Source organism: Shewanella pealeana ATCC 700345 (assembly GCF_000018285.1).
In the GTDB taxonomy this organism is placed as follows: Bacteria; Pseudomonadota; Gammaproteobacteria; order Enterobacterales; family Shewanellaceae; genus Shewanella; species Shewanella pealeana.
Map to the genome: position 1 here is coordinate 3,024,770 of NC_009901.1, position 24,499 is coordinate 3,049,268.

Genomic DNA, 24,499 nt, shown 5'->3' on the forward strand with positions numbered 1-24,499 from the left:
CCAGCTAATGAAAGCTCTCATCTAACGTAAGTTGTTTGAACGCAAAACCACCATTAAAGTTCCTATACAAGCTTAGATGAAATCTAAGTCATAAGATCCTGATGATATTGTCTTGGCTATGTCAGGCTTAAAAACAAAACCAGCTTCAAGCGAGCTTAAAGCTGGTTATGTAGCTCGAGAGCAGTTGCTAGCCTTTATAAAAATACTTCGGCTGCTAACCCCACTCGACTATCCATACAATTACGAGAAGTCTTCTAGGTAAGTGTAACCTTTAAGACCTAACTGTAGTTCTTCAAGAATATTAGCACGCTCGTCTTCAGCAATATGCTTGTTCACTAACTCTTCATAGGTTCTCATAAATGAAACCGCATCCAAGTTCACATATCTAAGCACGTCGGCAACCGTATCACCGGCCAATACCGACTCAACGTTAGTGCGCGCATCGTCGTCCAAACGAACAACGGCTGAGTTAGTGTCACCAAACAAGTTATGCATATCACCTAAAATCTCTTGATATGCACCGACTAAGAAGAAACCGATTAAATATGGGCTCTCTTGTGTCCAAGCAGGTACTGGTAACGTTGTTTCAATACCTTGACCTTCTACGTACTGATCCACTGTACCGTCTGAGTCACAGGTGATGTCTAACATTACCGCCCTGCTCTCTGGCGCCTTATCAAGTCCTGATAGTGGCATTACAGGGAATACCTGATCGATACCCCAAGCGTCAGGAAGTGACTGGAACAATGAGAAGTTAACGAAGAACTTGTCTGCTAGTTTTTCGTTTAGCTCATCAATAACCGGTCTGTGGAAACGGTACTTAGCGCTCATGCTACCTTGTAGTTCGTAACATACGCGTAAGTTTACCTGCTCCGCCCATGCACGCTCAGCTAAACCTAACTGACCAACGGCAAACAGCGAGTGCACTTCAGTTAAGTCGCTCTGGCAATCATGATAAATCTCAATCAAGGCGCGCTGATCGGCTTTACCACTGACTTCGATCCAAGACTGCCACATGTTGTGCAGTAACTGAGGTGCGTCTTCTGCAGGAGGCTGAATATCTTCAGGCTTATACGCTTCAGTACCAATCACGTCAGTTAGTAATACCGCATGATGTGCAGTCAAGTAACGGCCCGATTCTGAGATAATTCTCGGCATCGGCTGCTCATACTCTTTACACATATCAGTGAGAACACTCACGATATTGTTAGCATACTCGGTTAAGCCATAGTTCATTGAATGGCTGCTTTGGCTACGCGTACCATCGTAATCAACAGCTAAGCCGCCACCCACGTCGAAACACTTAACACTGGCGCCAAGTTTCATCAACTCACAATAGAAACGGCCAGCCTCGCTAACACCTTGTCGAATATCGCGAATATTGGCGATTTGCGAACCTAAGTGGAAGTGCAACAACTCTAATGACTCAAGCATGTTTTCCTGCTTAAGTGAGTTGATCACTTGCAACACCTGAGCAGCACTCAATCCAAACTTTGACTTCTCGCCACCACTAGCCTGCCACTTACCTTTACCTTGGAATGCCAAACGGACACGTAAACCAAGACGCGGCGTAACGCCGAGCTCTTTAGCTTGCTCAAGCACGACTTTAAGCTCTGACATCTTCTCAAGGACGATATACACCTTGTGACCTAGCTTTTCACCGATTAAGGCAAGACGGATATATTCTTTATCTTTATAGCCGTTACAAATGATCACCGAACTGGCTTTTTGAGCCATCGCCAGTACTGCCATTAGCTCCGGCTTACTGCCCGCTTCTAAACCTAGCTGTGGTACTTCTTTTGCTACCTGGCTGGCAAGGATCTCTTCAACAACAGTTTGCTGTTGGTTCACTTTAATCGGGTAAACCAGTAAGTAATCATTTTCATATTGATACTTATTAATTGCCTGATTAAATGCCTGACAAACACTATTTACTCTATGATGTAAAATTTGTGGGAAACGCACCAAAACGGGTAAAGCCACACCTGACTTAACCATATCTTTTGCCATTTCATTCAAACCAATCTTACAATCTGGGCGGCTTGGATCTGGTGAAACAGTCACCTCTCCATCATCGCTAATGCCGTATAGTCCTTGGCTCCAGTGATTTACGTTATAACTTGCGCGTGCATCATCAATAGACCAATTGCTCATATTTGTCCTAACCTGTCTATTTAACTCAAATAAGTTGATCGATTCTTTGTCGTTTCAATCAACTTGCGATTATTTGAATCAGTAACATCCCGATTCATCTACAAAGTACAAATTGTCTGGATTAACACTCAGTAACATCGCAAGCGCTACCCTCAATAAGTATTAACTATACCCAGTAAAATCGCCTGTTTAAATCAGGGGATTCACTACTTTTACGGTTACTAATGAATGTATGCTCTTAAAGCTAGCATGTAAAACCTAATCCATAAAAAACTATTTGTGACTTTCAATATTACCTAACCGCGGTTCGGTATTTTTTATTCAAAAAATGAGAGCACGAACGACGCACTTTTCTCACAGAATTTTTGCGGCGCAATTAAACCTTGAGAACAGTGATAATGCAAGACTCATATGCGCATTTAGTGCTAATTTATTATCACCTTATAATAGCGCGATAACATAACGTACCATTTATGACCTTATTCGTGATAAATGCCCTATTTTAATTACAGAACGCCAGCTCTTTAGGGCATTAGTTTCAACAGGCTAAAGCATATTGGAACGTTTTCCACTATAATCCCAGCTGAATTTAATCGTTACTGTTTTTAAAGTAGAGAACATCATGATCCAGATAGGCAAAACCTGTAAGTTAGAAGTCGTCAAACAAGTTGATTTTGGTGTCTATTTAGACGCTAAAGAGATGGGCCAGGTACTTCTTCCTCGCAAAGCTGTACCAAAGGATTGCCATGTTGGAGATATGGTCAATGTGTTTCTCTATTTAGACTCAGAAGATATGATCATTGCAACGACTAAGCGTCCTTATGCACAAGTCGGTCAATTTGCTTATCTAGAAGCAAAAGAAAATGGCCCATATGGCGCCTTTTTGGATTGGGGCTTAGAAAAAGACCTGTTATTACCTTTTGGTGAGCAACACAGAGAAATCGAGGTGGGTAAGTCCTACTTGGTTTACATCTATACCAGCCATGTCGACGACCGTATCGTTGCATCTGCTAAAGTCGATAAATTCCTCGACTTATCTGAACCTAAATTCCGCAATGATGAAGAAGTTAATCTAATCATTGGTGGCTCAACCGATCTTGGTTATAAAGCCATCATAAACAATACCCACTGGGGCGTATTGTACAAAAATGAAGTTTATACGCGTTTAAGTTTTGGCCAAAAGCTGAAAGGCTTTATTAAGCGTATGAGAAGCGACGGTAAAATCGATCTGATTTTACAAAAAGGCGCGAAAGAGGAGCTTGATAAGCACTCTGTCACTATCATGATTAAACTAAATCAAGCTGGCGGTTTCCTACCACTCAATGATAAGACCGATGCTGATGTGATCTATTCACAACTGTCTATGAGTAAGAAAGCCTTTAAAAAGAGTATCGGTGGCCTTTATAAGAGTAAGCAGATCACTATTTCACCAGATGGGATCCGTCTAGCAGACTAATCTATAGGCAGAAGTTGCTTACAAACCCAGCAACTGAAGAGTTTAGATAGTTAAGCGCACTAAACCACCTTTGCATTAAAGCATGGCTCTGTTATAACAAAGCCATGCTTTTTTATTAAGAGGTTAATATGGAACTGACTCCACATGAAGCGCGTGTTATCGGGGTTTTACTCGAAAAAGAGATCACTACCCCAGAGCAATATCCCCTCTCCCTCAACAGCTTAACCTCAGGCTGCAATCAAAAAACCAGCAGAGAACCCGTGCTCAATCTTAGTGAGTCAGAGGTACAAAATACCTTAGATGCACTGACTAAGAAGCGATTGATCTCAGAGCAATCAGGCTTTGGCAGCCGAGTGGTGAAATACAAGCACCGTTTCTGCAATACCGAATTTAGCGATTTACAGCTGAAATCTTCCGAACTGGCCGTTATCTGTCTTCTACTCCTTCGCGGACCGCAAACACCTGGAGAACTCAGGACTCGCAGTAACCGCCTACATGATTTTCATGATGTAAGCGAAGTCGAGGCTACTTTAAACGAGCTACACAGACGAGAAGCGCCTCTTGTTATGCTTTTAGCTAAAGAACCGGGTAAACGTGAAGCACGCTATCGCCAACTATTTAGCGAAGTCGATGCAAATCTAGTGCAAGCATTATCATCTAGCTTAGGAGCTGAAACCGCAAGCCCACAAGAAAAGAGTGCCTTAGAAGCGAGAGTCTGCACGCTTGAGCAAGAAGTCACTGAGCTTAAAGCTCAATTGCAAAGCTTACTTAATAATTAAGCTGCAATAACATCCTCTTACAAGGTTAAGATTAACGCCTAGCAAAAATAGGTGTTAATCTGACTTTAATGACAACATCTAACAATTAAGGGATTAGTTTGCAAAACAGCTCCCAAAAAAATAGCATGCTTAAAAATACGCTATTACTCGCTCAGTTTGAGCTTAAAAAAATGCTTTTTAACCCAAGAGGCTTAATTGCACTCGTCGCATTTTCGCTCGTTTGGCTACTCATTTTGCTCTACCCTATTAGTGGTGCATCAAGCTTCTTACTCAACCCAGATTTTAGAGGCTTAATCGAAGGGATCTTCGGCCCACAAGCGGTAAACAAACTGTTTAAATGGCCAGTGGCGGAAATGGCTGTCTATTGGATTGCAGCGCTTTATATCTTCCCACTATTTAGCATCTTTGTATCCGCAGACCAATTCGCAACCGATAAGTCACGAGGCACCTTCCGCTTCTACACTCTGAGAACAGGGCGAGACAGCCTGTTTTTTGGTCGTTACCTAGGTCATATGGCATTACAGAGTCTGTTACTAGTATTGACCGTCATTGCCACAATTGTGCTTGCCGTTAGCCGAGATGCAACACTGTTAATGCCGGCTCTATTCTCAGGCCTTATCGTTACAGTTAACCTCATCATAGTATTATTACCTTATACCGCGTTGATGGCGCTATTATCGCTTTATGCCAATTCGGCTCGCCAAGCTACTATCTACGCAATCTTAGTTTGGGCCCTGATGTCGGTGAGCATCGCTATCATCAACAACTATTTACCCATTATCAGCGAATTGAAGTGGATCCTTCCAGGCTCTCAAATCTCCTTGATGATAAATACCCAAGGTTTAGGCAGCTTTATCTACGCTCCGGTACCATTATTACAAGCCATTGCGTTGCTGTTATTAGGCAAAATATATATCAATAGGAGCGCATTATGAGCTTAGTGAGTTGCAAGGGCTTATCTAAGTCCTACGGTGGTAAACAAGCCTTAAGTCAAGTGAGCATTACCCTAGAAGCTGGCAGCCCTATAGCATTAGTTGGGCCTAATGGCGCAGGTAAAACCACTTTATTTAGCCTGCTGTGCGGATTTATCACACCATCCTCAGGAGAAGTGTCTTTACTAGGAGAAAAACCTGGCAGCGCTGCATTGCTAGGTAGAGTCGCCTCTCTTCCTCAAGATGCTGCGCTCGATCCAAATCTTGATATCATCACTCAGCTAACGCTGTTTGCAAGTCTACAGGGGTTTTCGGCTAAGGCGGCTAAAGCCGAAGGACTAAGAGTTCTGACATTGGTCGACTTGGTCGACAGTGCACAGCAAAAGCCGAAATCATTAAGCCATGGTATGTCGAAGCGTGTTTCAATCGCTCAAGCTCTTATCGGCTCGCCTGAGTTAGTACTTCTCGATGAACCAACAGCAGGCTTAGATCCTGCAAATGCTAAGAAGATCAGAGAATTAGTTAAGAAACTTTCCAATACAACGACCTTCATCATCAGCTCACATAATTTGGACGAACTAGAAAAACTATGTGATCAAGTACTCTATCTTGAGCAAGGCCAACTAAGCCAATCGGTATCAATGAAAGAGTCACTACATGAAGATTACTTGACACTTACCATGCAACAATGTGATGCAAGTGCCTTGATCTCGGCGGTAATGGAGCTTGCCGACATTAGCTCTATCGATGAGCGTCAAGCCAACCAGTTTTTAATTAAGCATAATAGCGAAGAAACTTATGCTATCGAAATGGCTTTACTCAGCTTATTTAAACAACACAATTGGCAATATAAGGCTATCTTGAAAGGACGCACCCTAGAGGAAAAGCTGTTTTCTCAGCCTTGATTTTCAAGCATGTAGAATGAAATGGCGCCGCTCGGCGCCTTTTTTATTTTCCCAATCAGCCATATGACCGAGTAGATTTCAGGCCTGAATGCAAACTGAGAATGCGTAACAGTGAAATGTGGAAGCACTGAAGTATGTGTGTGAGAACTTGCAGGTCTAAACAAGCATTCGACTGCAATGATTCAAAACAGACTAGATTCAAACGTTAAAGATTGATATCGCCAAACGAGAGAAAAACGGCGCAAAAATCAATTAGAGCAAAGGAGGAGTGAAAAGACTTTTAAGGGAGATGATAAATTGTCTGTGACTATTGCTAGTGACTTGAAACGAAAAAAGAGCCGTGGTAAACCACGGCTCTTCAAAATTCTTTGTGATTAGCTAGTGCTAATCAAGCTGGTAACTTAAACTACAGTTACGTTCTCAGCTTGTGGGCCTTTTTGACCTTGAGTAACAGTAAACTGAACTTTTTGACCTTCGTCAAGAGTCTTGAAACCGTCAGAGTTGATAGCGCGGAAGTGAACGAATACGTCTGGACCAGACTCTTGCTCGATAAATCCGAAACCTTTATCAGAGTTGAACCACTTAACAACGCCAGTAACTTGAGACATAATATTGAATCCTGTAAATATAAATTAAAGCCTTAACGGCAGTAGAGCTGGAAAATGCCGGTTTACTTAATGTTAACAGGACGAACATGTCGTATTGAACACATAAAAATAAGCCTAACCTTCAAGCTGCAACCACTATAAACCATTCTCATCATAAGTCAACACTCATTCGTATCGTTATTTAAGGTGTTTTTACTTATATTTCTGCAGCTTGCTAAAAAGATCAAAAAATAATTTCTATCCGTTCAAACTTAAACCACAACAACCGCTTAAAAAACAACCACCAAGCTGCAACCTTTGATTTATAAGGCTCTAAAGACTTCCACTTTAAAATCTAACTCACAACTCAAGCCAGAATTAGCCAATGCTAATTTTTGTTCTTCTGTTAATTTCCAGTTATAAGGTGTCATTTTTAAGAAATGGCCGATGTCGTCAGAATCGCTAAGTGTTAACAACTGCTCAATCCGCTCCTGATGAACTAGCTCAAAGCCCTCTATGTGTGAAGCTTCTTGAGTGTGCTCTTTTGGGTTGTCATAAATTAACTCTTTAAGAGCAAAATGATGCCTAGGCCCAGCGCAAACCGTAATTAACATCCCGCCCGGTTTAATCACCCGTTTAAGCTCTACATCTAGAGACGGCGCATAAATACGCAACATAAAGTCGAAACTATTATCAGGGAATGGCATATCAAAGGCACTGGCGACACTAAAAGCGATCTTTGGATAACGCTTTGCTGCATACTTAAGAGCTGATTTACTGATATCGACACCATAAAGAACAAAATCTGGTGATAAGCTCTCAACCAAGCGATTTGAATAATAGCCTTCCCCGCAGCCAATATCTAAGCCAGAGCGCGCACCATCTAAATACTCGTTAGCTAAAAGATTGACCTTGTCACTAAGGACCTGGTAATAACCTTTATTGAGAAACTCGCGCCTAGCGAACATCATCTCTTTATTGTCACCGGGATCGCTCGATTTCTTCTTCTGTACAGGTAGTAGATTCACATACCCTTCTTTTGCACAATCAAATCTATGGTTTGCTGGGCAGCACCAGGTCTTATCTTGTTTTGATAAAGCCTGTTCACATAATGGGCAGCGGTAAATCATTTTTCAATCTCCAAAAAAGACCATGCTTTTAGAAGTAAAGCTTAGGCTCATACTTCTACCTCGCATGAAAAATGTAACACTTTAAATTCAGCCTTAAACTGGCTAACGATCGTCTCATACTCAGCTAGGAGAGTACTTTGATTGCTCCAGAGTATTAACGAGTAATAAGGCTATGATGACTTCAATCGTCGCTTTTTCTCGACCTTCATAAACAGGCACTACAAACCTTGATAAACCTATTATTAAAGCTTTAGCAACCATATTAGGTATGTGATTGGTTTAATCATTGGTGTGAATGATACTTGGCAGACGCAAACATCATCAAAGCATAAAAACGGAGCGCTATTCTACTTCGCTTACCTATTTCGATCCAGTCAGTAAACAGGCATAAACTCAAGCAAATAGCCTAATCAAAGCGAACGAACTAAGACATTCAAATCACTCAAGTGCTATGATAGGCGTAATTATTATTTGTGATAGCCACTCAATATATGTCTACCAATAACCAACCCACCCTCTTCTGGCACGATTATGAAACCTTCGGCGCCAATCCAGCGAAAGACAGGCCTTCTCAATTTGCTGGTGTGCGCACAGATATGGACCTTAATATCATTGGTGAGCCAGAAACCTTTTATTGTAAGCTCGCGAATGATTATTTACCGTCGCCTGAAGCTATTCTGATCACAGGTATTACTCCGCAACTTGCTAACTTAAAAGGTATGCCTGAAGCCGAGTTCATGGACAAGATTAATAGCCTCTTTAGTCAGCCTAAGACTTGTGTGGTTGGTTACAACTCATTGCGCTTTGATGATGAAGTGTCGCGCTACGGTTTTTATCGTAACTTTATCGACCCTTATGCCCGTGAGTGGCAAAACGGCAACAGCCGCTGGGATATTATCGATCTAGTGCGTGCCTGCTACGCCTTTAGACCTGAAGGCATAAACTGGCCAGAGAAAGAAGATGGCTCGCCAAGCTTTAAGCTTGAGCAGCTTACCGTGGCCAATGGCTTAAGCCATGAAAAAGCCCATGATGCGATGTCTGATGTATATGCCACTATTGATATGGCAAAGCTAATTAAATCAGTACAGCCAAAACTGTTTGATTATTACTTTAGCCTTAGACTAAAACAGCAAGTCTCTAAACTTATCGATGTGCTAGAGATGAAGCCACTCGTTCATGTCAGCTCTAAAATTAGTGCGCTTAATGGTTGCACTACAATCATTGCGCCTGTGGCCTATCACTCCACCAATAAAAATGCCGTTATTTGCGTTAATCTTGCCATGGATGTCACACCGCTGATTGAGTTAAGTGTCGAAGAGATCCGTGAGCGTATGTATACCCGTCGCAGTGATTTAGCGCCTGATGAGTTGCCTATTGGGTTAAAGCAAATCCATATCAATAAGAGTCCATTTATTGCAGCGGCTAATACGTTAACTGACGAAAATGCAGCAAGACTCGATTTTGATAAGGCCTTTGCCAGAGCACAGTACAAAAAGCTTAAGCAGCACCCTGAATTACGCGAAAAATTGGTTGCGGTATTTGATGTAGAGCATGAAGGCAAAACGGTTGACCCCGATCAGGCCCTATATAGTGGTGGCTTCTTTAGCAGTGCCGACAAGGCAAAGATTGAGATCATTCGTCATACACAACCCCGTAATCTCGCAGCGTTAGAACTTGATTTTGATGACCAGCGACTTTCTGAAATGTTATTTAGATATCGCGCACGTAATTATCCAGAAACGCTCGATGATAGTGAGCAGTATCGCTGGCGTGAGTTTTGTCAAACTAGACTTAATGACCCTGATTACATCATTCGTTTAGAAAACTTGCTTGAAGAGACCGAGCAAGACGAATCTAAGCAAAAATTATTACAGGCTTTATGTCATTATCTTAGAAACCTATAAGCTTTATAGGTGGCAACTGAGATCTTCGTCTCGTTCTAGGTGTAACAAGGTTACTAGAATGATACTTCATTAGTGTTAATAAAAGGAAATAGCATATGCAGGACCGGTTCTTAAAAAGCATAGCTAAGTTACCAGAGCCACTAGCAACCGCTATCGTACCATTGCTCGATAAAGACTTTGCTGGCCATATCGATGCTCAGCAGTTAGCAGAGCTACAAGCAGCAAGCAAGATGGAGCTAAACGAACTACTTTTAGCCCTGCTTCCCATTGCAGCCGCTTTAGCCAGACCGCCGATTAGTCAGTTTCATGTAGGGGCTATCGCTAAAGGTAAAAGCGGTGATATCTATATGGGCGCGAATATTGAATTGCCAGGTGAAGCGCTTTTTCATTCCGTACATGCTGAGCAGAGCGCCATTAGCCACGCATGGTTAAGCGGCGAAAGCATTATTGAAGACATCATAGTCAATGCCTCACCTTGCGGCCATTGTCGTCAATTTATCAATGAGCTCGTTGACGGTGGTAAAGTTAACATTCACTTACCTGACCAAGCCACTGCGCCGCTTTCTCACTACTTGCCTTATGCATTCGGCCCAAGCGATCTTGATGTCACTGAGCCTTTGCTTTCAAAACAGCAGCAGACGCTGACATTAGATTCTAACGACCCGATGATCATCGAAGGGTTAGATCATGCAGGACTAAGCTATGCGCCTTACACTAAAGCCTATGCTTCTGTCGTTTTAGAGACTAAAGATGGTGCGACATACTGTGGACGCTACGCCGAGAACGCTGCGTTTAACCCATCAATGCAACCCATGCAAATGGCGTTATCGACCATGGCGCGTCATAACCGCGATTTCAGCGAAATTAATCGCGCGGTGTTGATTGAGTCTTCTAAAGGGGTGATATCGTTGGTAGGCGCGGCTATGGACGCCCTGCACAGTGTTGCAGCTGTTGAGCTTGAACATATTGTGGTTGAGCCAGAGTAAAAGCTGACTATTTTTAGAAATAGTCTAGACGAAAAAGGACCACTAATGTGGTCCTTTTTGTTGGGTTAAACTAAAAGCCTAACCACGATTCTTTTCCAGTTTTGCTAAAAGACTCGATGTATCCCAACGAGAACCACCAAGACCCTGCACTTCTGAATAAAATTGATCGACTAAAGCCGTTAACGGCAAGTGAGAGCCGTTGCGGCGCGCTTCAGTGAGCGCAATTCCTAAGTCTTTACGCATCCAATCAACTGCAAAACCAAGGTTATACTCGCCCTGCCACATGGTTTGATAACGGTTTTCCATCTGCCAGGATTGTGCCGCTCCTTTACTGATCACTTCGACGACCTTTTCACCATCTAAGCCTGCGCTTCGAGCAAAATGCAGGCCTTCAGCTAGACCTTGGACCACACCAGCGATACAAATTTGGTTAACCATCTTAGTCAGTTGTCCAGCTCCAACCTCACCTAGCAACTCTACGCAGCGAGCATAACTGTCAATGACAGGCTTTGCCGTATCGAATGTTGATTGTTCGCCGCCAGCCATCACAGTCAAGACACCGTTTTCAGCGCCAGCTTGTCCGCCTGATACAGGAGCGTCCATAAAACCAATATCTAATGACAGCGCTACCGCGTTAATTTCTCGGGCAACATCGGCAGAAGCTGTAGTGTGATCAACTAAAATACTTTCAGAGTCCATACCAGCCAAAGCACCGGTATCGCCTAAGGTTACCTGACGTAAATCGTCATCATTTCCGACACATACAAAAACAATCTCTTGTCCTTCGGCCGCCGCTCTTGGAGTGAGTTGATATTCGCCGCCATGCTCTTTTGCCCAAGCTTGAGCTTTCGCCTCTGTGCGGTTATAAACCGTGACTTGATGCCCATGTTTAACAAGATGCCCGGCCATGGGGTAACCCATCACGCCCAAACCAATAAATGCAACTTTAGCCATTTTACTTCCTACTTGTAGAGTGAGGTAATTAGAATTTTTACTCATTCTAAAGGCTAGTCCATAAATAAAACAGAAAAAACAGGCAATAAAAAAGCCAGCCCAAAGGCTAGCTTTCATTAATGATTTTACAACTCACATTAGGAATCTTGCAAAGACGGTTGCAGATCCACATGCGCCTGCATCTCTGCGCCAATCTTTTTGCGCATATCCATCAGGCGAATAGCTGATTCTCTAAGCTCAATATCGGCTGGTAGTACAGGCTTCCAATCAGGGACTTCCGTGGGTTGACCATCATCATCAACAGCAACCATCACTAACACACAATGGGTAGTTAGATGCCGATCTTGAAACTTAGGGTCGCCCGCTTTCACATCAACACCTAAATGCATCGAAGTTCTGCCTGTGTAAATGACTTTAGCCGTAACCTCAACGATATTGCCTACATGAATTGGTTTAACAAAACGAATGCCGCCTGCATAAGCAGTAATACAATACTTGCCACTCCAGCCCGCAGCGCAAGCATAACCCGCAAGGTCAATCCATTTCATCACGGCGCCGCCGTGTACTTTACCGCCAAAGTTTACATCTGCAGGTTCTGCTAAGAACCTCAGTGTTAACTGTCTTTCTAAACCGGCCATATTGGACCTCAATGCATTTACTGACTATTGAGTATCTTACGCCAAATTCTTTACATCAGCACCTTTTAGCCAAACTGACCGACTAAAAAGCTACCACTTAGAACAACAGGTAAAGCTAATCGATAAACCCACAGTTGTGTTGTCGCGCCAAAGTACTTACCACCATTAAACAGGGTGTATGCTGCAATACCCGCTAAAAATAGTCCCATGACCTCAATACCTGCGATAACACTATTGGCATTGCTAACATCAATTGCTGTTATCAAGAGTGCAAACCAAACAATACTAAAAGCAGCTACCGCCATATTAAATGTTTTTACACCTAACTGCAGTTGAGGTAAACGTGCAGCTGATTCACCGCGAATAAGCTCATTAATATTAGCAGTAATGATGCCTAGAACAGGCATGATAGGAATAACAATTGGATTAAGCACTTTCGTGTCCCTTAGGTAAGATCTGTATTGAGCTCATCGCTTGAGCTAATGTCAGCAGTATCTGCCTAAAAACAAGTATATTCTAGTGCCTTATCAGCAGATTAACTAAGGTTAATCTTACCGATACCCACTGTTAATATAACCTCAAAATTATGTGAAACACTTCAAATATCGAGTCTTTGCTGCCACAAAAAAAGCGCCCTTAGGCGCTTTTAAATTAACTCGGCGTACTAACTAATTACACTTTCTTAAACAGTAGCGAACCGTTGGTGCCACCAAAGCCAAACGAATTACATAGACCGTAATCGAACTTATAATCGCGAGCAGTGTGAGCAACAAAATCTAAATCACAGCCTTCATCAGGATTATCCAAGTTAAGCGTAGGTGGAATAACCTGATCTTTTAGTGCCAATATCGTGATAATGGCTTCGACTGAACCTGCAGCGCCAAGCAAATGACCTGTCATTGATTTTGTTGAGCTCACAAGTAAGTCATAGGCATGGTCGCCAAATACTGACTTAACGGCAGCGGCTTCCGCCTTGTCACCAGCAGGAGTAGAAGTGCCATGAGCATTGATATAACCAATCTCTTCACGGCCAATTTTAGCATCGTTAATGGCATTAACCATAGCAGCAGCCGCGCCAGCACCATCACTAGGTGGTGATGTCATATGAAACGCATCGCCGCTCATGCCGAAACCGACTAACTCAGCATAGATCGTTGCGCCACGAGCTTTAGCGTGCTCGTACTCTTCAACAACCATCACACCTGCGCCGTCACCAATAACAAAACCATCACGGTCTTTATCCCAAGGGCGACTTGCCGCTTGTGGGTCATCGTTACGTGTTGAAAGTGCCTTTGCAGAACCAAAGCCTGCTACGGCTAATGGGCAAGTAACATCTTCTGCGCCGCCCGCAACCATTACGTCTGCATCGCCATAAGCAATGGTACGCGCCGCAAAACCGATATTGTGTACACCAGTAGTACAAGCGGTCGTCACAGCAAAGTTCGGGCCTGTCATGCCGTATTTAATTGAAAGGTGTCCAGCTATCATATTGATAATCGTGCTTGGAACAAAGAACGGCGATACCTTGCGAGGGCCACCCTTTAATAGAGCTGCATGATTTTGTTCGATAAGCGGCATACCGCCCATACCCGCACCAATGGCTGTTCCTACACGTGCAGGATCAAGCTTATCCATCTCAAGACCTGAGTCTTCGACAGCTTGGATACCGGCAGCCATGCCGTACTGAATAAACAGGTCCATCTTACGTGCGTCTTTACGAGACATGTACTGCTCGACATCAAAGTCTTTAACAGAACCACTAAAACGCGTTGTGAACTCACTTGCATCAAATTTGGTTATTGGTGCAATACCACTCTTACCTGAAACAAGTGCTTTCCAAGAAGAGTCAACTGTATTTCCCACAGGGCTAACTAAGCCTAAGCCCGTTATGACTACTCGACGTTTAGACACGCGGTCACCTTTTTACTTTAAAAATGAATAATGATGATAGCTACAAAGAGGTTGAACTACCAATACCTATACCCTGTTTTTGAAAATACGGTTTCAAAGGGCATGTGCCAGTTCTGGTTGGAATAATACTTATCTAGGTCAATAAGTATTTAGGGTAAATCGAATAATTCAAAAGCAAAAAATGTACTTCAACCAGCGGCAGCTAGAAACAAAAACAGGCGGCAAAAATGCCGCCTGTTTTCAAGAATTCTAGATTACTGATTCTTAGAAACGTAATCGATCGCTGCTTGAACAGTAGTGATCTTCTCAGCTTCTTCATCAGGGATCTCGGTGTCAAACTCTTCTTCTAGAGCCATAACCAACTCAACAGTGTCTAGAGAATCTGCACCTAAATCGTCAACGAAAGATGCTGCTGATTTAACGTCTTCTTCTTTAACACCTAGTTGCTCGATGATGATTTTCTTTACACGTTCTTCGATGTTGCTCATTAGTTTTCTTTCCTATTCAAATTACGCACTTGCGCAAGATTGCGAGTAGTTTATTGAATTTGGCAGACATTGCAAGCTCAAATTTCGTGGTCTAACCACAATCAAGCCTGCAGTTGATGCAGATCACCCTAGGGCGATAACAGTCTGCCGTTCCCTTTAAACCATGTACATGCCACCATTAACGTGGAGAGTTTCTCCCGTAATGTAAGCAGCAGAGTCCGACGCTAAAAAGAGGACTGCGTGAGCAATTTCCTGCGCCTGACCAAGTCTTTCCATTGGTACCTGAGACATAATAGCTTGTTGCTGGTCTTCCGTCAGCTCATCCGTCATATCTGTCTGGATAAATCCAGGGGCAATAGCATTAACTGTAATCTGACGAGATGCAACCTCTCTTGCAAGAGATTTTGTAAATCCAATCAGACCCGCTTTAGCTGCAGAGTAGTTTGTCTGCCCTGCATTACCCATTGTACCTACAACTGAGCCAATATTGATAATACGTCCATGACGCTTTTTCATCATTGGTCTCATCACCGCTTTTGAGGTGCGGAAGATAGATGTTAGGTTAGTATCTAGGATATCATTCCATTCGTCATCTTTCATTCGCATTAACAAATTATCACGTGTGATACCTGCGTTGTTGACTAAAATATCAACATCACCAGCTCTTTGTTTGATCGTTTCAAACAATGCTTTTACAGAGTCTGCGTCTGTTACGTTTAAAACTAGACCGTGGCCCTTATCACCTAAATAGGCTTGAATCGCTTCTGCCCCACGCTCACTGGTCGCGGTACCGATGACGACTGCGCCAGCTGAAACTAATGTTTCAGCAACTGCGCGTCCAATACCACGGCTAGCGCCTGTAACTAAGGCTACTTTACCAGTCAAATCAAAACTTATACTCATCAGATTTCCTTATTCGGTCAACGCCGTTAATGAAGCCACATCGTTTACAGCTTGTGCCGAAAGCGAGCGATTAATACGTTTTGTTAGACCCGTTAAAACTTTACCAGGTCCCATTTCAAACAGATTCGTGATCCCATCGATAGCCATCAACTCGACAGTCTCAGACCAACGAACCGGACAATATAGTTGACGAACCAAAGCATCTTTAATATCAGCAGCAGAATTAGGGCTAGCCACATCAACATTGTTGATAACGGTAACCGCTGGCTCATTAAATTCTATCGCTTCAAGTGCTACGGCAAGTTTATCGGCAGCAGGCTTCATCAATTGGCAATGCGACGGCACGCTTACAGGCAGTGAAACCGCCATTTTAGCACCGTTGGCTTTACAAAGTGCTGCAGCGCGTTCAACAGCCGCTTTTTCACCTGCAATAACCACTTGGCCAGGGCTGTTGTAGTTAACAGGGCTAACGACTGCGCCTTCTGACGCTTCTTCACAAGCTTTTGCGATAGCATCATTATCTAAACCGATAATTGCAAACATAGCACCAGTGCCTGCAGGCACGGCTTGTTGCATTAGTTGACCACGTAGCTCAACCAATTTAATTGCCGCTTCAAAATCAATAACGCCTGCGCAAACCAATGCTGAGTATTCACCTAAGCTATGACCTGCCATAAGCTTTGGCAAACCTTTACCCGATGCCAAATAAGCACGGTAAATAGCCACACTCGCAGCTAATAGTGCAGGCTGTGTCTTATCTGTTTCATTTAGAGTTTCAACAGGGCCTTGCTGAATCAAAGCCCATAAATCGTACCCAAGAACACTGGTTGCTTGAGCGAAAGTCTCACCGACTACGCTATGCGCTTCGGCCAACTCGGCTAGCATTCCTAATGCTTGAGAACCTTGTCCTGGGAATACAAAAGCAGTATTTTCCATATTATCCTACCCTTTAAATCGACGTCTTTTGACTGTTATCAATAAGACCTTATCTAAGACTATATCTAAGACAATAATTAAAAACGAACTAAAGCACTTCCCCAGGCAAACCCTGCACCGAAGGCTTCAAGCAATAATAATTGACCACGCTGAATACGACCGTCTCTAACCGCTTCATCTAGTGCGATAGGCACTGAGGCTGCTGACGTATTACCGTGTTTAGCCAGCGTTAAGACGACTTTATCTAGGCTCATATCGAGCTTCTTGGCGGTTGCTTTAATAATTCTAAAATTCGCCTGATGTGGCACAAGCCAGTCAATTTCAGACTTGTCTACATTATTATGTCGCAAGGTCTCTGTCACAACATGAGATAGCTGAGTCACGGCAACTTTAAATACATCATTGCCCTTCATCGTCATATAACCCACAGCTTCAGAGGTTTCCCCTTTACGCGGCGGAATAGAACACTTGAGCAGATCCCCTTGACGGCCATCTGCAAAGATATGAGTTGAAATAATACCTGGCTCGTCAGAACGACCGATGACAGCAGCACCTGCGCCGTCACCAAATAGAATAATCGTCGAGCGGTCTTCTGGCTCACACAAACGTGAAAGCACATCGGCACCAATTACGAGTACATTTTTAGCTGCACCAGTTTTCACAAACTGGTCCGCAACAGATAATGCATACACGAAACCAGAACAAGCCGCCGCGATATCAAATGCAGGAACAGTATGAATGCCTAACATGGCCTGAATTTCACATGCTGCTGCCGGAAATGCGTTGCTCGCACTAGTCGTACCGCAAATGATCATGTCGATTTCAGAAGCTTCGATACCAGCCATCTCAATGGCTTTTAACCCAGCTTGATACCCCATGGTCGCAACGGTCTCATCCGCTGCCGCGATTCTACGTTCTGAAATACCCGTGCGCTCCACAATCCATTGATCTGTGGTTTCGACCATTTTTTCTAGATCGAGATTACTGCGCACCTGCACCGGTAGATAACTACCAGTGCCAAGAATTTTTGTATGCATAAGGAATTTATCAGCTATTAATGTCTAAAAGAATCGACTCTAGACGATCTTCGATCATCTGTGGGAGTCGACGTTGCGCTTCGGTTACTGCCAAAGTAATTGCTTGTAAAAAAGCAGCTTCATCTGCGCACCCATGACTTTTTACTACAATTCCGCGCAATCCTATCAGACTTGCGCCATTATAGTGGTCGGGGTTCATCTGATTTAACAAAGAACGAATACGTGGAGCGATGATTTTAGCGAGGATCTTGACAAAAAAACCGTCACTTAGGCTCTTTTTAAGTTGATGGATCAACAAGCGTGCAATGCCCTCTGAGGTTTTCAGAGTGATATTACCCACAAAGCCATCACAAACAATCACGTCTACATTACCAGAGTAAATCTCATCACCCTCAATAAAACCGGTATAGTTTATTTGAGGAATTTGTTGCAGTAACTGACCAGCCTGTTGAACCTGATCATTACCTTTAATTTCTTCAATGCCCACATTGAGTAATGCAACTTTAGGTGACACCGTCTTATCGACTGTTTCACAGAGTACCGATCCCATCACCGCAAATTGAAATAACGTTTCAGAGTCACAGGAAATATTGGCACCTAAATCAAGCAAATAAACAGGCGTGTTGTTAACTGCGGGTAAACAGCTTACAAGTGCTGGGCGGTCGATCCCGGGCAAGGTCTTTAGTAGCACTTTAGACATCGCCATCAATGCACCAGTATTACCTGCGCTCAGGCATGCTTGTGCTTTACCGTCACGCACTAATTCAATCGCTAAACGCATCGAACTTTGCTTACGGTTTCTTAAGGCATGGACGGGCCGATCGGACATAGCGACCACTTCGGTCGTATGTTTAATCTCAATGCGACGTTTTATCGCTGGTTCGGCAGATGCTATATATTCGTCTATCTGGGTTTTGTCGCCCACTAGTACGATTTTTAGGAGGGGGTTTAAGCGAAGTGCCTGCAAAGATGCAGGCACTGTGATGCGGGGACCAAAGTCGCCCCCCATCGCATCTAACGCAAGCGTCAGATTTGTCATCAGGGTCTCAACAAATTACTTGTTGATAACCTTTTGACCACGGTAAAAACCGTCCGCAGTCACGTTGTGACGACGGTGAAGTTCACCACTCGTTGCGTCCACTGATAATTGAGCTGTGCTCAAAGCATCGTGTGAACGGCGCATACCGCGCTTAGAACGAGATTTTTTATTCTGTTGTACAGCCATTGGCCCTGTCTCCTAGATTACTTGCTCTTCAGTTTTTCTAACACTGCAAACGGATTTGGACGCTCCTCTTGAGCGGGTTCGATCTCGCCTACTACTATATCTTGCTTACCAAGATGACAATTTTCATTCTCATGCATGGCAATCAAAGGCATAGCGACTATCAATTCATCTTCGATCAATTGATGCAGACGAATTTCGCCAATTTCATTGCACTCAATAGGCTCATACGCATCCGGGAGCTCATCGATTTCAGCTTCAGTCTTACAAAGTCCAAAACTAAACTCGACCGTAACCTCAGTGGTAAATAGTGTCATACAACGTTGACAATCCAGAGTGAGCTCCGTCACAGCCTTCCCGTTAAGGTAGACTATCCCCTGTAAATCTACGCCGCATTCAAGCGACACTACCACGTCAGAACAGTCGCCGGCACATAATTCATTTAATCGCTTTAACTGCTTACCAGGCACCAAGCCTTCATAAGACATCTGGCTACTGGCAGCGCGAACGGGATCAATTGAAACCGGTATCTTTACTGTTTGCATAAGGCGCGCATTTTAGGTGAATTTTAGCAGAAGTCAATACTCTTGTACGTTCAAGATGCATAACCCCTGTTTGATTCAGCTAAGTGAGTTGTTAGGTAACCACATTGTACAAGAAACAAAGCCGCCAATACATTATATTTCGCCACTAAATGTGTTTAAGTGTTCGTAATTCCATCGGCCGATTCTATTTTTGTGATGCTGTTAATAAAGTGGCTCTATAAATTACGCTAGCTAGCTCTGCTTTAACTCTAAATAAGTCACTTTATTACAACACCAGCGTCTTTAACTTAAGCTGTTGAATATTTGAAATTTCACTTCAACTTATCTAATAAGATGGTAGTCACGCTAGATTTAAACCTGTCGGTGCTCGGCATGTGGCTAGAGAGTCAGCTTCACACTACAAACTATAAGGCTAATTTTCGCCCTTATTGACATGATTCGAGCCAGAGGCCCAGTGAACGACAACATGGTCAAGCCGCGCAATGCCCTCACGTGCGAGTGCTCCTAATACCATTGCAAATAGAATGGTCGGATAAAATGGACGGCTCACATCGCCACTTAAGTGAACGACTACAGACAACATAATTAAAATCGCAAGCCATAATTTAAACATAACCTTGTTCCTCATAGTCTAAGTTCCAACACAGAATACGGTTTAAGGCCTGTACGCAAGCTGAATGCAGTTGGCTCATATCAATCAAGCTACAAGTTTCTTGTAAGCTCAGGTATTCAATCACATGGCAAAGAGTTATTCCGATGCGAAAAGGGCTGAAATTATCTCGATAAGACTTGCTACACTGCGGGAACTTTAGTGACAATACACTATTTGTTACTAGCGAATTTAACTGGCGTTTTAGTAGTTCGCGCATATTACAAGGCCTCATTATGTCCGCACCTATCGTTTTAGCTTCAACTTCGACTTTTAGACAGCAACTCCTTAAAAAACTTGAATTGGAGTTTTGCTGCTGCTCACCAGATGTAGATGAGACACCAGTTGATAATGAGTCCCCTATCGAACTGGTTTTACGATTAGCGAAACTTAAGGCTGAGGCAGGAACAAAGCTCCACCCTAACGCGATTGTTATTGGTTCAGATCAAGTCGCTGTAATAAACAACCAGATCATTGGTAAACCACTCAACCGTGAAACAGCCATCGCACAGTTAACTGCGGCCAGTGGTCAAGCTATTACCTTTTACACAGGCCTTGCCGTTCATAATGCCAAGACAGGCTCTGTTGATGCTATTGTAGAGCCCTTTACCGTCCACTTTCGCTCATTAACTTCAAAGCAAATCAGTAATTATGTCGACATCGAGCAGCCTTTTTACTGCGCAGGCAGCTTTAAGAGCGAAGGCCTTGGTATCGCCTTATTTGAAAGGTTAGAAGGTAAAGATCCAAACACACTGATCGGCCTGCCGCTGATTTCTCTCATCGATCTGCTAGCAGATCAAGGCATCCATGTTCTGTAAAACCAACCACGTTGATTCAGAGTAAATAAAAAGCAAATTTAGCCCTGCTCTACTAAAATTAGTGCTAGTAAATTAATCTTGCTCGTTAGCAAGCTTAATTAAGTGAATAATAACATTAACATCAATTGAATTAGCTCTGATTTATGGATTAACTGACTGTATATGCATCTGGGACAGGGATATGACCAACATAGAACAAGCGCTCGCCCTACTCGCTGCACCTTATACAGATGAACACTTCTTTGCTCGCGCCCTAAAGGCGTTAACCTTAGTGACCGGTTGCCGCTGGGCAGGATTTGGCCGCCCTTCCGCTCAGGAGGGATACGGTGAAATAATTGCTTTTTTCGATGGTAATGAAAATTTACCTAGTTTTGAATTTGAACTAAAAGGTTCCCCTTGCGAGCAGGTTTACCAGAACAATCAATGCCACTTGATCTTTAACAGCGACCTTCAGAAGCTCTTTCCCAATTTTGATTTGATAAAAACACTTGGCGCAGACAGTTATCAAGCAGAGCAAATATTAAACGAAAAGGGAGGAATGATCGGCCATATCTTCGTACTTGATCCGAAACCGCAAAAAGAAGACTGTAAATCAAATGAGTTTTTCAGACTCGTTGCCCAGCGAATTGGGGTTGAATATCAGCGGCATATCATTACTCAAGAACTTGAGCAGCGACAGAAGATGATCGCTTTATCAGAGCAGTATATGTCATTTGTCGATACCGACTATATTTACCGTGTTGTATCGAAAGGCTATGAGTCACTATTTAACTTAACTCAAGAGCAGATCATCGGAAAGAGTGTTTTCGAACTACATGGCAGAAACGTATTTGAAAATCAAATAAAACCGCTACTCGATCGTTGCTTTCGAGGAGAACAGATAAAAACTCAAATTTGGGTCCACCCACCTAACCATAAAAGGCCGATTTTCTTAGATGTTCACCATAATCCTTACTTCGATGCCTACGGTCAAATACAGGGTTCTATCGTTTCGGCTCATAATATTACTGAGCTTGAACAAGCTAAGAGCAGAATAGAGTATATAGCAAATCACGATAGCCTAACGGGGCTAGCCAACAGGCGCTCGTTATTTTACCAATTCGAGAAGTTACTTAAAGTGGAAGAAAATGCTAGCCCAACTGTCGCCATCGCCTATTTAGATATTGACCATTTTAAATCAATTAACGACAACTATGGCCACCAAATTGGCGACCTAGTGCTCATCGAAGTGGCTGAAATATTAACTCGTGCGAGCTTACAAGGTGATACTGTTGCCCGAATTGGTGGGGACGAATTTATTTTAATCAAAACTTTTGAGCAACAGCTCGCCACATTAAATGGACAAGTCTTGCTCGATAATCTGCGAATACAACTGCAACATGCATTGTGTACTCAGGTTTCAATTGGTGGTCACAAGATAAAAATTAGCGCAAGTATCGGACTTCACTTAGTCGATGACACATCTGCGGAATTAGCTTCACTCATAAATCAGGCCGATAATGAAATGTTTAAATACAAACAAGGCGCACCCGGTCGCTAATAATACCAAGTTTTCTTATGCATTCGTTTGTAGCATCTCGCCATCAGATTTCGATATGCAGGGCACTTGACACTAACGCCTACATACCAATGCTTAACCGAATACTAAGCGCTAAAGGTGGTAAAGATTCTGTTACTCGCTCCAACGCACATCACATAGCCAGCTAACAATTAATGGTGTTTAAGCGATAAAACAGCGGTTCTAGGCTAATACGTTAAGTAACTCTAATGGTCTATGGATAATAGCCTTTGGCTTAGCTAACAATAGCTTTGACTCACTATGAGCCCCATAACTCACGCCAACTGAATCAACCCCTGCATTATTTGCCATATTGAGATCATGAAGAGAGTCTCCAACCATAAGCGCACGTTCAGGCTTAACCTTAAGCTCTTCTAATAAGTCATAGAGCATATCTGGATTTGGTTTACTCTTTGACTCATCGGCGCATCGACTCGATTCAAAATGCCTTGCTAATCCAGTTTCACTTAGCACGCGATTCAAACCGTTGCGCCCTTTACCCGTAGCAACAGCTAAACGATAATCACGTGTACTCAGCTCATTCAGTAGCATTTCACTACCGTCAAACAATGGGCTTGGTGTGGTATTAAGCGTCAAGTAATGCTCTTTATACGAATTAATCATGGGGTCGAAATCAATTGTAGGCAAAGCTGGATATAAGGTTTTTAACGCCTCTTCCATCGATAGTCCAATCACATCCCGTACCGCCAACTCTGATGGGCAAACAAGAGATAGCGAGTGAGCCATCTGCTGCATACAAGTAACAATTTTACTGATGGAATCCATTAAGGTTCCATCCCAATCAAAGATGACTAATTCGTAAGGCTTCATACTTTCTTTAACTTCTTTAAGGTTGATTCGAGTATTGTGTCTAATGGTGCTTTAACTTGCATCACCTCTTCCGTCTCAGGATGGGTGAATTTCAGCTGCGCTGCGTGCAAAAACAGGCGATTTAAACCCTGTGCTCGCATAGAGTCATCAAACTTTTGTTCGCTGTATTTTTCATCACACGCTATTGGGTGCCCAGCAAATTGACAATGAACACGAATTTGGTGAGTACGGCCTGTGACAGGGCTCGCCTGCACTAAGGTTGAATCCTCATAACGCTGTAGGATCTTAAAGCGAGTTTCAGACTCTTTACCCTCTTTATTAACGCGAACTATTCGCTCACCAGACTTCAGTGTTAACTTAAGCAACGGTGCTTTAATCACTTTGTCGTGACTCTGCCACTCGCCTCTTACCAGCGCGACATAGTCCTTTTGCATCTTCTTATATCTAAGTTGATCATGTAGATGTCTTAGTGCACTACGCTTCTTGGCGATAAGTAACACTCCCGATGTTTCTTTATCGAGCCTGTGAACTAACTCCAAAAACTTTTGCTGAGTGCGTAAAGAGCGCATAGCCTCAATCACGCCAAATTCAACACCACTGCCACCATGAACAGCAATTCCTGATGGCTTATTTAATACGATAAGATATTTATCTTCAAAAAGGATCCGCTCTTCAAGCTGAGACACTTTCGTCAACTTAGCAGAAGGACCTGGACGCCCTTCGCTTTCAGACACTCTAACAGGCGGAATTCGTACGATGTCCCCATCGGCTAGCTTATACTCAGGTTTAATGCGCTTTTTATTGACTCGAACTTCACCTTTACGCACGATCCGATAGATCATACTTTTAGGTACGCCCTTGAGTTTTGTCAGAAGAAAATTATCGATTCGTTGTCCAACGTGGTCTTCATCAATGGTGACCAATTGAACTTGTGCTTTTTGAGATGGAGTATTCATGCTGCGCCGTTATGTATTTCGTTGCCACGCATTGTACAACAACTCAAAAGAATTGTGCCTTTCCATTTGCTGATTTTATCTAATATTGCTATATTTCCCTCGCTAACGCCGATAGTAAGTGAATAAAGTGTTCACAAATCAGCGTTATATTACGTTCCAGAATGAGACTAAAAATGTTTTAGGTTTGATAGTAAATCATTGATTTACAGGTCGTTGTATC

25 protein-coding genes are annotated in these 24,499 nt (G+C 43.1%); 8 read left to right on the forward strand and 17 right to left on the reverse strand.

Going from position 1 to position 24,499, the window contains the following annotated elements; all coding sequences use genetic code 11:
* Nucleotides 1-240: 240 nt before the first annotated feature.
* Nucleotides 241-2,154 carry a biosynthetic arginine decarboxylase gene (gene speA, locus SPEA_RS13120; protein WP_012155709.1) on the reverse strand — a complete coding sequence of 638 codons (1,914 nt, stop codon included), beginning with the start codon at nt 2,152-2,154 and terminating at the stop codon, nt 241-243.
* Between the two features lie 622 nt (nt 2,155-2,776).
* On the opposite strand from speA, the gene SPEA_RS13125 reads away from it, so the two are divergent.
* The 4 genes from SPEA_RS13125 (at nt 2,777) to SPEA_RS13140 (ending at nt 6,226) form a co-directional block, all read left to right on the forward strand.
* Nucleotides 2,777-3,610 (forward strand): CvfB family protein, encoded by an 834-nt coding sequence (locus SPEA_RS13125; RefSeq protein ID WP_012155710.1) that lies wholly within the window; start codon nt 2,777-2,779, stop codon nt 3,608-3,610.
* Nucleotides 3,611-3,738: 128 nt separating this feature from the next.
* Nucleotides 3,739-4,389 (forward strand): YceH family protein, encoded by a 651-nt coding sequence (locus SPEA_RS13130; RefSeq protein WP_012155711.1) that lies wholly within the window; start codon nt 3,739-3,741, stop codon nt 4,387-4,389.
* 125 nt (nt 4,390-4,514) lie between these two features.
* Nucleotides 4,515-5,324: an ABC transporter permease gene (locus tag SPEA_RS13135; protein ID WP_012155712.1), complete on the forward strand. Its 810-nt coding sequence runs from the start codon at nt 4,515-4,517 to the stop codon at nt 5,322-5,324.
* A complete protein-coding gene (locus tag SPEA_RS13140) occupies nt 5,321-6,226 on the forward strand; it encodes an ABC transporter ATP-binding protein (RefSeq protein ID WP_012155713.1) in 906 nt (301 codons plus the stop codon). The genes SPEA_RS13135 and SPEA_RS13140 overlap by 4 nt, the downstream gene beginning before the upstream one ends.
* Before the next feature lie 401 nt (nt 6,227-6,627).
* Here the strand turns inward: SPEA_RS13140 and SPEA_RS13145 are convergent, their stop codons facing one another.
* Both SPEA_RS13145 and rlmA read right to left on the reverse strand, forming a co-directional pair.
* Nucleotides 6,628-6,834, reverse strand: coding sequence for a cold-shock protein (locus tag SPEA_RS13145; protein WP_012155714.1), 207 nt, complete (start codon nt 6,832-6,834; stop codon nt 6,628-6,630).
* Nucleotides 6,835-7,136: 302 nt separating this feature from the next.
* Nucleotides 7,137-7,943 carry a 23S rRNA (guanine(745)-N(1))-methyltransferase gene (gene rlmA, locus SPEA_RS13150; protein ID WP_012155715.1) on the reverse strand — a complete coding sequence of 269 codons (807 nt, stop codon included), beginning with the start codon at nt 7,941-7,943 and terminating at the stop codon, nt 7,137-7,139.
* A 491-nt stretch (nt 7,944-8,434) separates the two neighbouring features.
* Between rlmA and sbcB the strand changes: the two genes are divergently transcribed.
* Entirely contained in the window at nt 8,435-9,847 is a 1,413-nt protein-coding gene (gene sbcB, locus SPEA_RS13155; protein WP_012155716.1) for an exodeoxyribonuclease I, read from the forward strand.
* A 95-nt stretch (nt 9,848-9,942) separates the two neighbouring features.
* Nucleotides 9,943-10,833 carry a cytidine deaminase gene (gene cdd / locus SPEA_RS13160; RefSeq protein ID WP_012155717.1) on the forward strand — a complete coding sequence of 297 codons (891 nt, stop codon included), beginning with the start codon at nt 9,943-9,945 and terminating at the stop codon, nt 10,831-10,833.
* Nucleotides 10,834-10,911: 78 nt separating this feature from the next.
* On the opposite strand, the gene SPEA_RS13165 is transcribed toward cdd, so the two are convergent.
* The 12 genes from SPEA_RS13165 to SPEA_RS13220 form a co-directional block, all read right to left on the reverse strand.
* A complete protein-coding gene (locus SPEA_RS13165) occupies nt 10,912-11,787 on the reverse strand; it encodes an NAD(P)-dependent oxidoreductase (RefSeq protein ID WP_012155718.1) in 876 nt (291 codons plus the stop codon).
* Between the two features lie 137 nt (nt 11,788-11,924).
* Entirely contained in the window at nt 11,925-12,425 is a 501-nt protein-coding gene (locus tag SPEA_RS13170) for an acyl-CoA thioesterase (RefSeq protein ID WP_012155719.1), read from the reverse strand.
* A gap of 65 nt (nt 12,426-12,490) precedes the next feature.
* Nucleotides 12,491-12,859, reverse strand: coding sequence for a hypothetical protein (locus tag SPEA_RS13175; protein WP_012155720.1), 369 nt, complete (start codon nt 12,857-12,859; stop codon nt 12,491-12,493).
* 238 nt (nt 12,860-13,097) lie between these two features.
* Entirely contained in the window at nt 13,098-14,336 is a 1,239-nt protein-coding gene (fabF, locus tag SPEA_RS13180) for a beta-ketoacyl-ACP synthase II (RefSeq protein ID WP_012155721.1), read from the reverse strand.
* A gap of 254 nt (nt 14,337-14,590) precedes the next feature.
* Nucleotides 14,591-14,824, reverse strand: coding sequence for an acyl carrier protein (gene acpP, locus SPEA_RS13185; protein WP_011496723.1), 234 nt, complete (start codon nt 14,822-14,824; stop codon nt 14,591-14,593).
* Nucleotides 14,825-14,980: 156 nt separating this feature from the next.
* Nucleotides 14,981-15,727: a 3-oxoacyl-ACP reductase FabG gene (gene fabG, locus SPEA_RS13190; protein ID WP_012155722.1), complete on the reverse strand. Its 747-nt coding sequence runs from the start codon at nt 15,725-15,727 to the stop codon at nt 14,981-14,983.
* Between the two features lie 9 nt (nt 15,728-15,736).
* Nucleotides 15,737-16,663: an ACP S-malonyltransferase gene (gene fabD, locus SPEA_RS13195; protein ID WP_012155723.1), complete on the reverse strand. Its 927-nt coding sequence runs from the start codon at nt 16,661-16,663 to the stop codon at nt 15,737-15,739.
* 77 nt (nt 16,664-16,740) lie between these two features.
* Entirely contained in the window at nt 16,741-17,700 is a 960-nt protein-coding gene (locus SPEA_RS13200) for a beta-ketoacyl-ACP synthase III (protein ID WP_012155724.1), read from the reverse strand.
* A 10-nt stretch (nt 17,701-17,710) separates the two neighbouring features.
* Nucleotides 17,711-18,739 carry a phosphate acyltransferase PlsX gene (gene plsX, locus SPEA_RS13205; RefSeq protein ID WP_012155725.1) on the reverse strand — a complete coding sequence of 343 codons (1,029 nt, stop codon included), beginning with the start codon at nt 18,737-18,739 and terminating at the stop codon, nt 17,711-17,713.
* 15 nt (nt 18,740-18,754) lie between these two features.
* Nucleotides 18,755-18,925, reverse strand: coding sequence for a 50S ribosomal protein L32 (gene rpmF / locus SPEA_RS13210; RefSeq protein ID WP_012155726.1), 171 nt, complete (start codon nt 18,923-18,925; stop codon nt 18,755-18,757).
* A gap of 17 nt (nt 18,926-18,942) precedes the next feature.
* Nucleotides 18,943-19,467: a 23S rRNA accumulation protein YceD gene (gene yceD / locus SPEA_RS13215; RefSeq protein ID WP_012155727.1), complete on the reverse strand. Its 525-nt coding sequence runs from the start codon at nt 19,465-19,467 to the stop codon at nt 18,943-18,945.
* 412 nt (nt 19,468-19,879) lie between these two features.
* A complete protein-coding gene (locus tag SPEA_RS13220; RefSeq protein ID WP_041410960.1) occupies nt 19,880-20,080 on the reverse strand; it encodes a hypothetical protein in 201 nt (66 codons plus the stop codon).
* A gap of 272 nt (nt 20,081-20,352) precedes the next feature.
* Between SPEA_RS13220 and SPEA_RS13230 the strand changes: the two genes are divergently transcribed.
* On the forward strand, nt 20,353-20,934 hold the full coding sequence (locus SPEA_RS13230; protein WP_012155728.1) for a Maf family protein: 582 nt from the start codon (nt 20,353-20,355) through the stop codon (nt 20,932-20,934).
* 181 nt (nt 20,935-21,115) lie between these two features.
* On the forward strand, nt 21,116-22,474 hold the full coding sequence (locus tag SPEA_RS13235) for a sensor domain-containing diguanylate cyclase (RefSeq protein ID WP_012155729.1): 1,359 nt from the start codon (nt 21,116-21,118) through the stop codon (nt 22,472-22,474).
* A gap of 201 nt (nt 22,475-22,675) precedes the next feature.
* Here the strand turns inward: SPEA_RS13235 and SPEA_RS13240 are convergent, their stop codons facing one another.
* A complete protein-coding gene (locus SPEA_RS13240; protein WP_041410963.1) occupies nt 22,676-23,323 on the reverse strand; it encodes an HAD-IA family hydrolase in 648 nt (215 codons plus the stop codon).
* Complete coding sequence (gene rluC, locus SPEA_RS13245) at nt 23,320-24,279, reverse strand: 23S rRNA pseudouridine(955/2504/2580) synthase RluC (protein WP_012155731.1); 960 nt, start codon at nt 24,277-24,279, stop codon at nt 23,320-23,322. The genes SPEA_RS13240 and rluC overlap by 4 nt, the downstream gene beginning before the upstream one ends.
* Nucleotides 24,280-24,499: the final 220 nt, after the last annotated feature.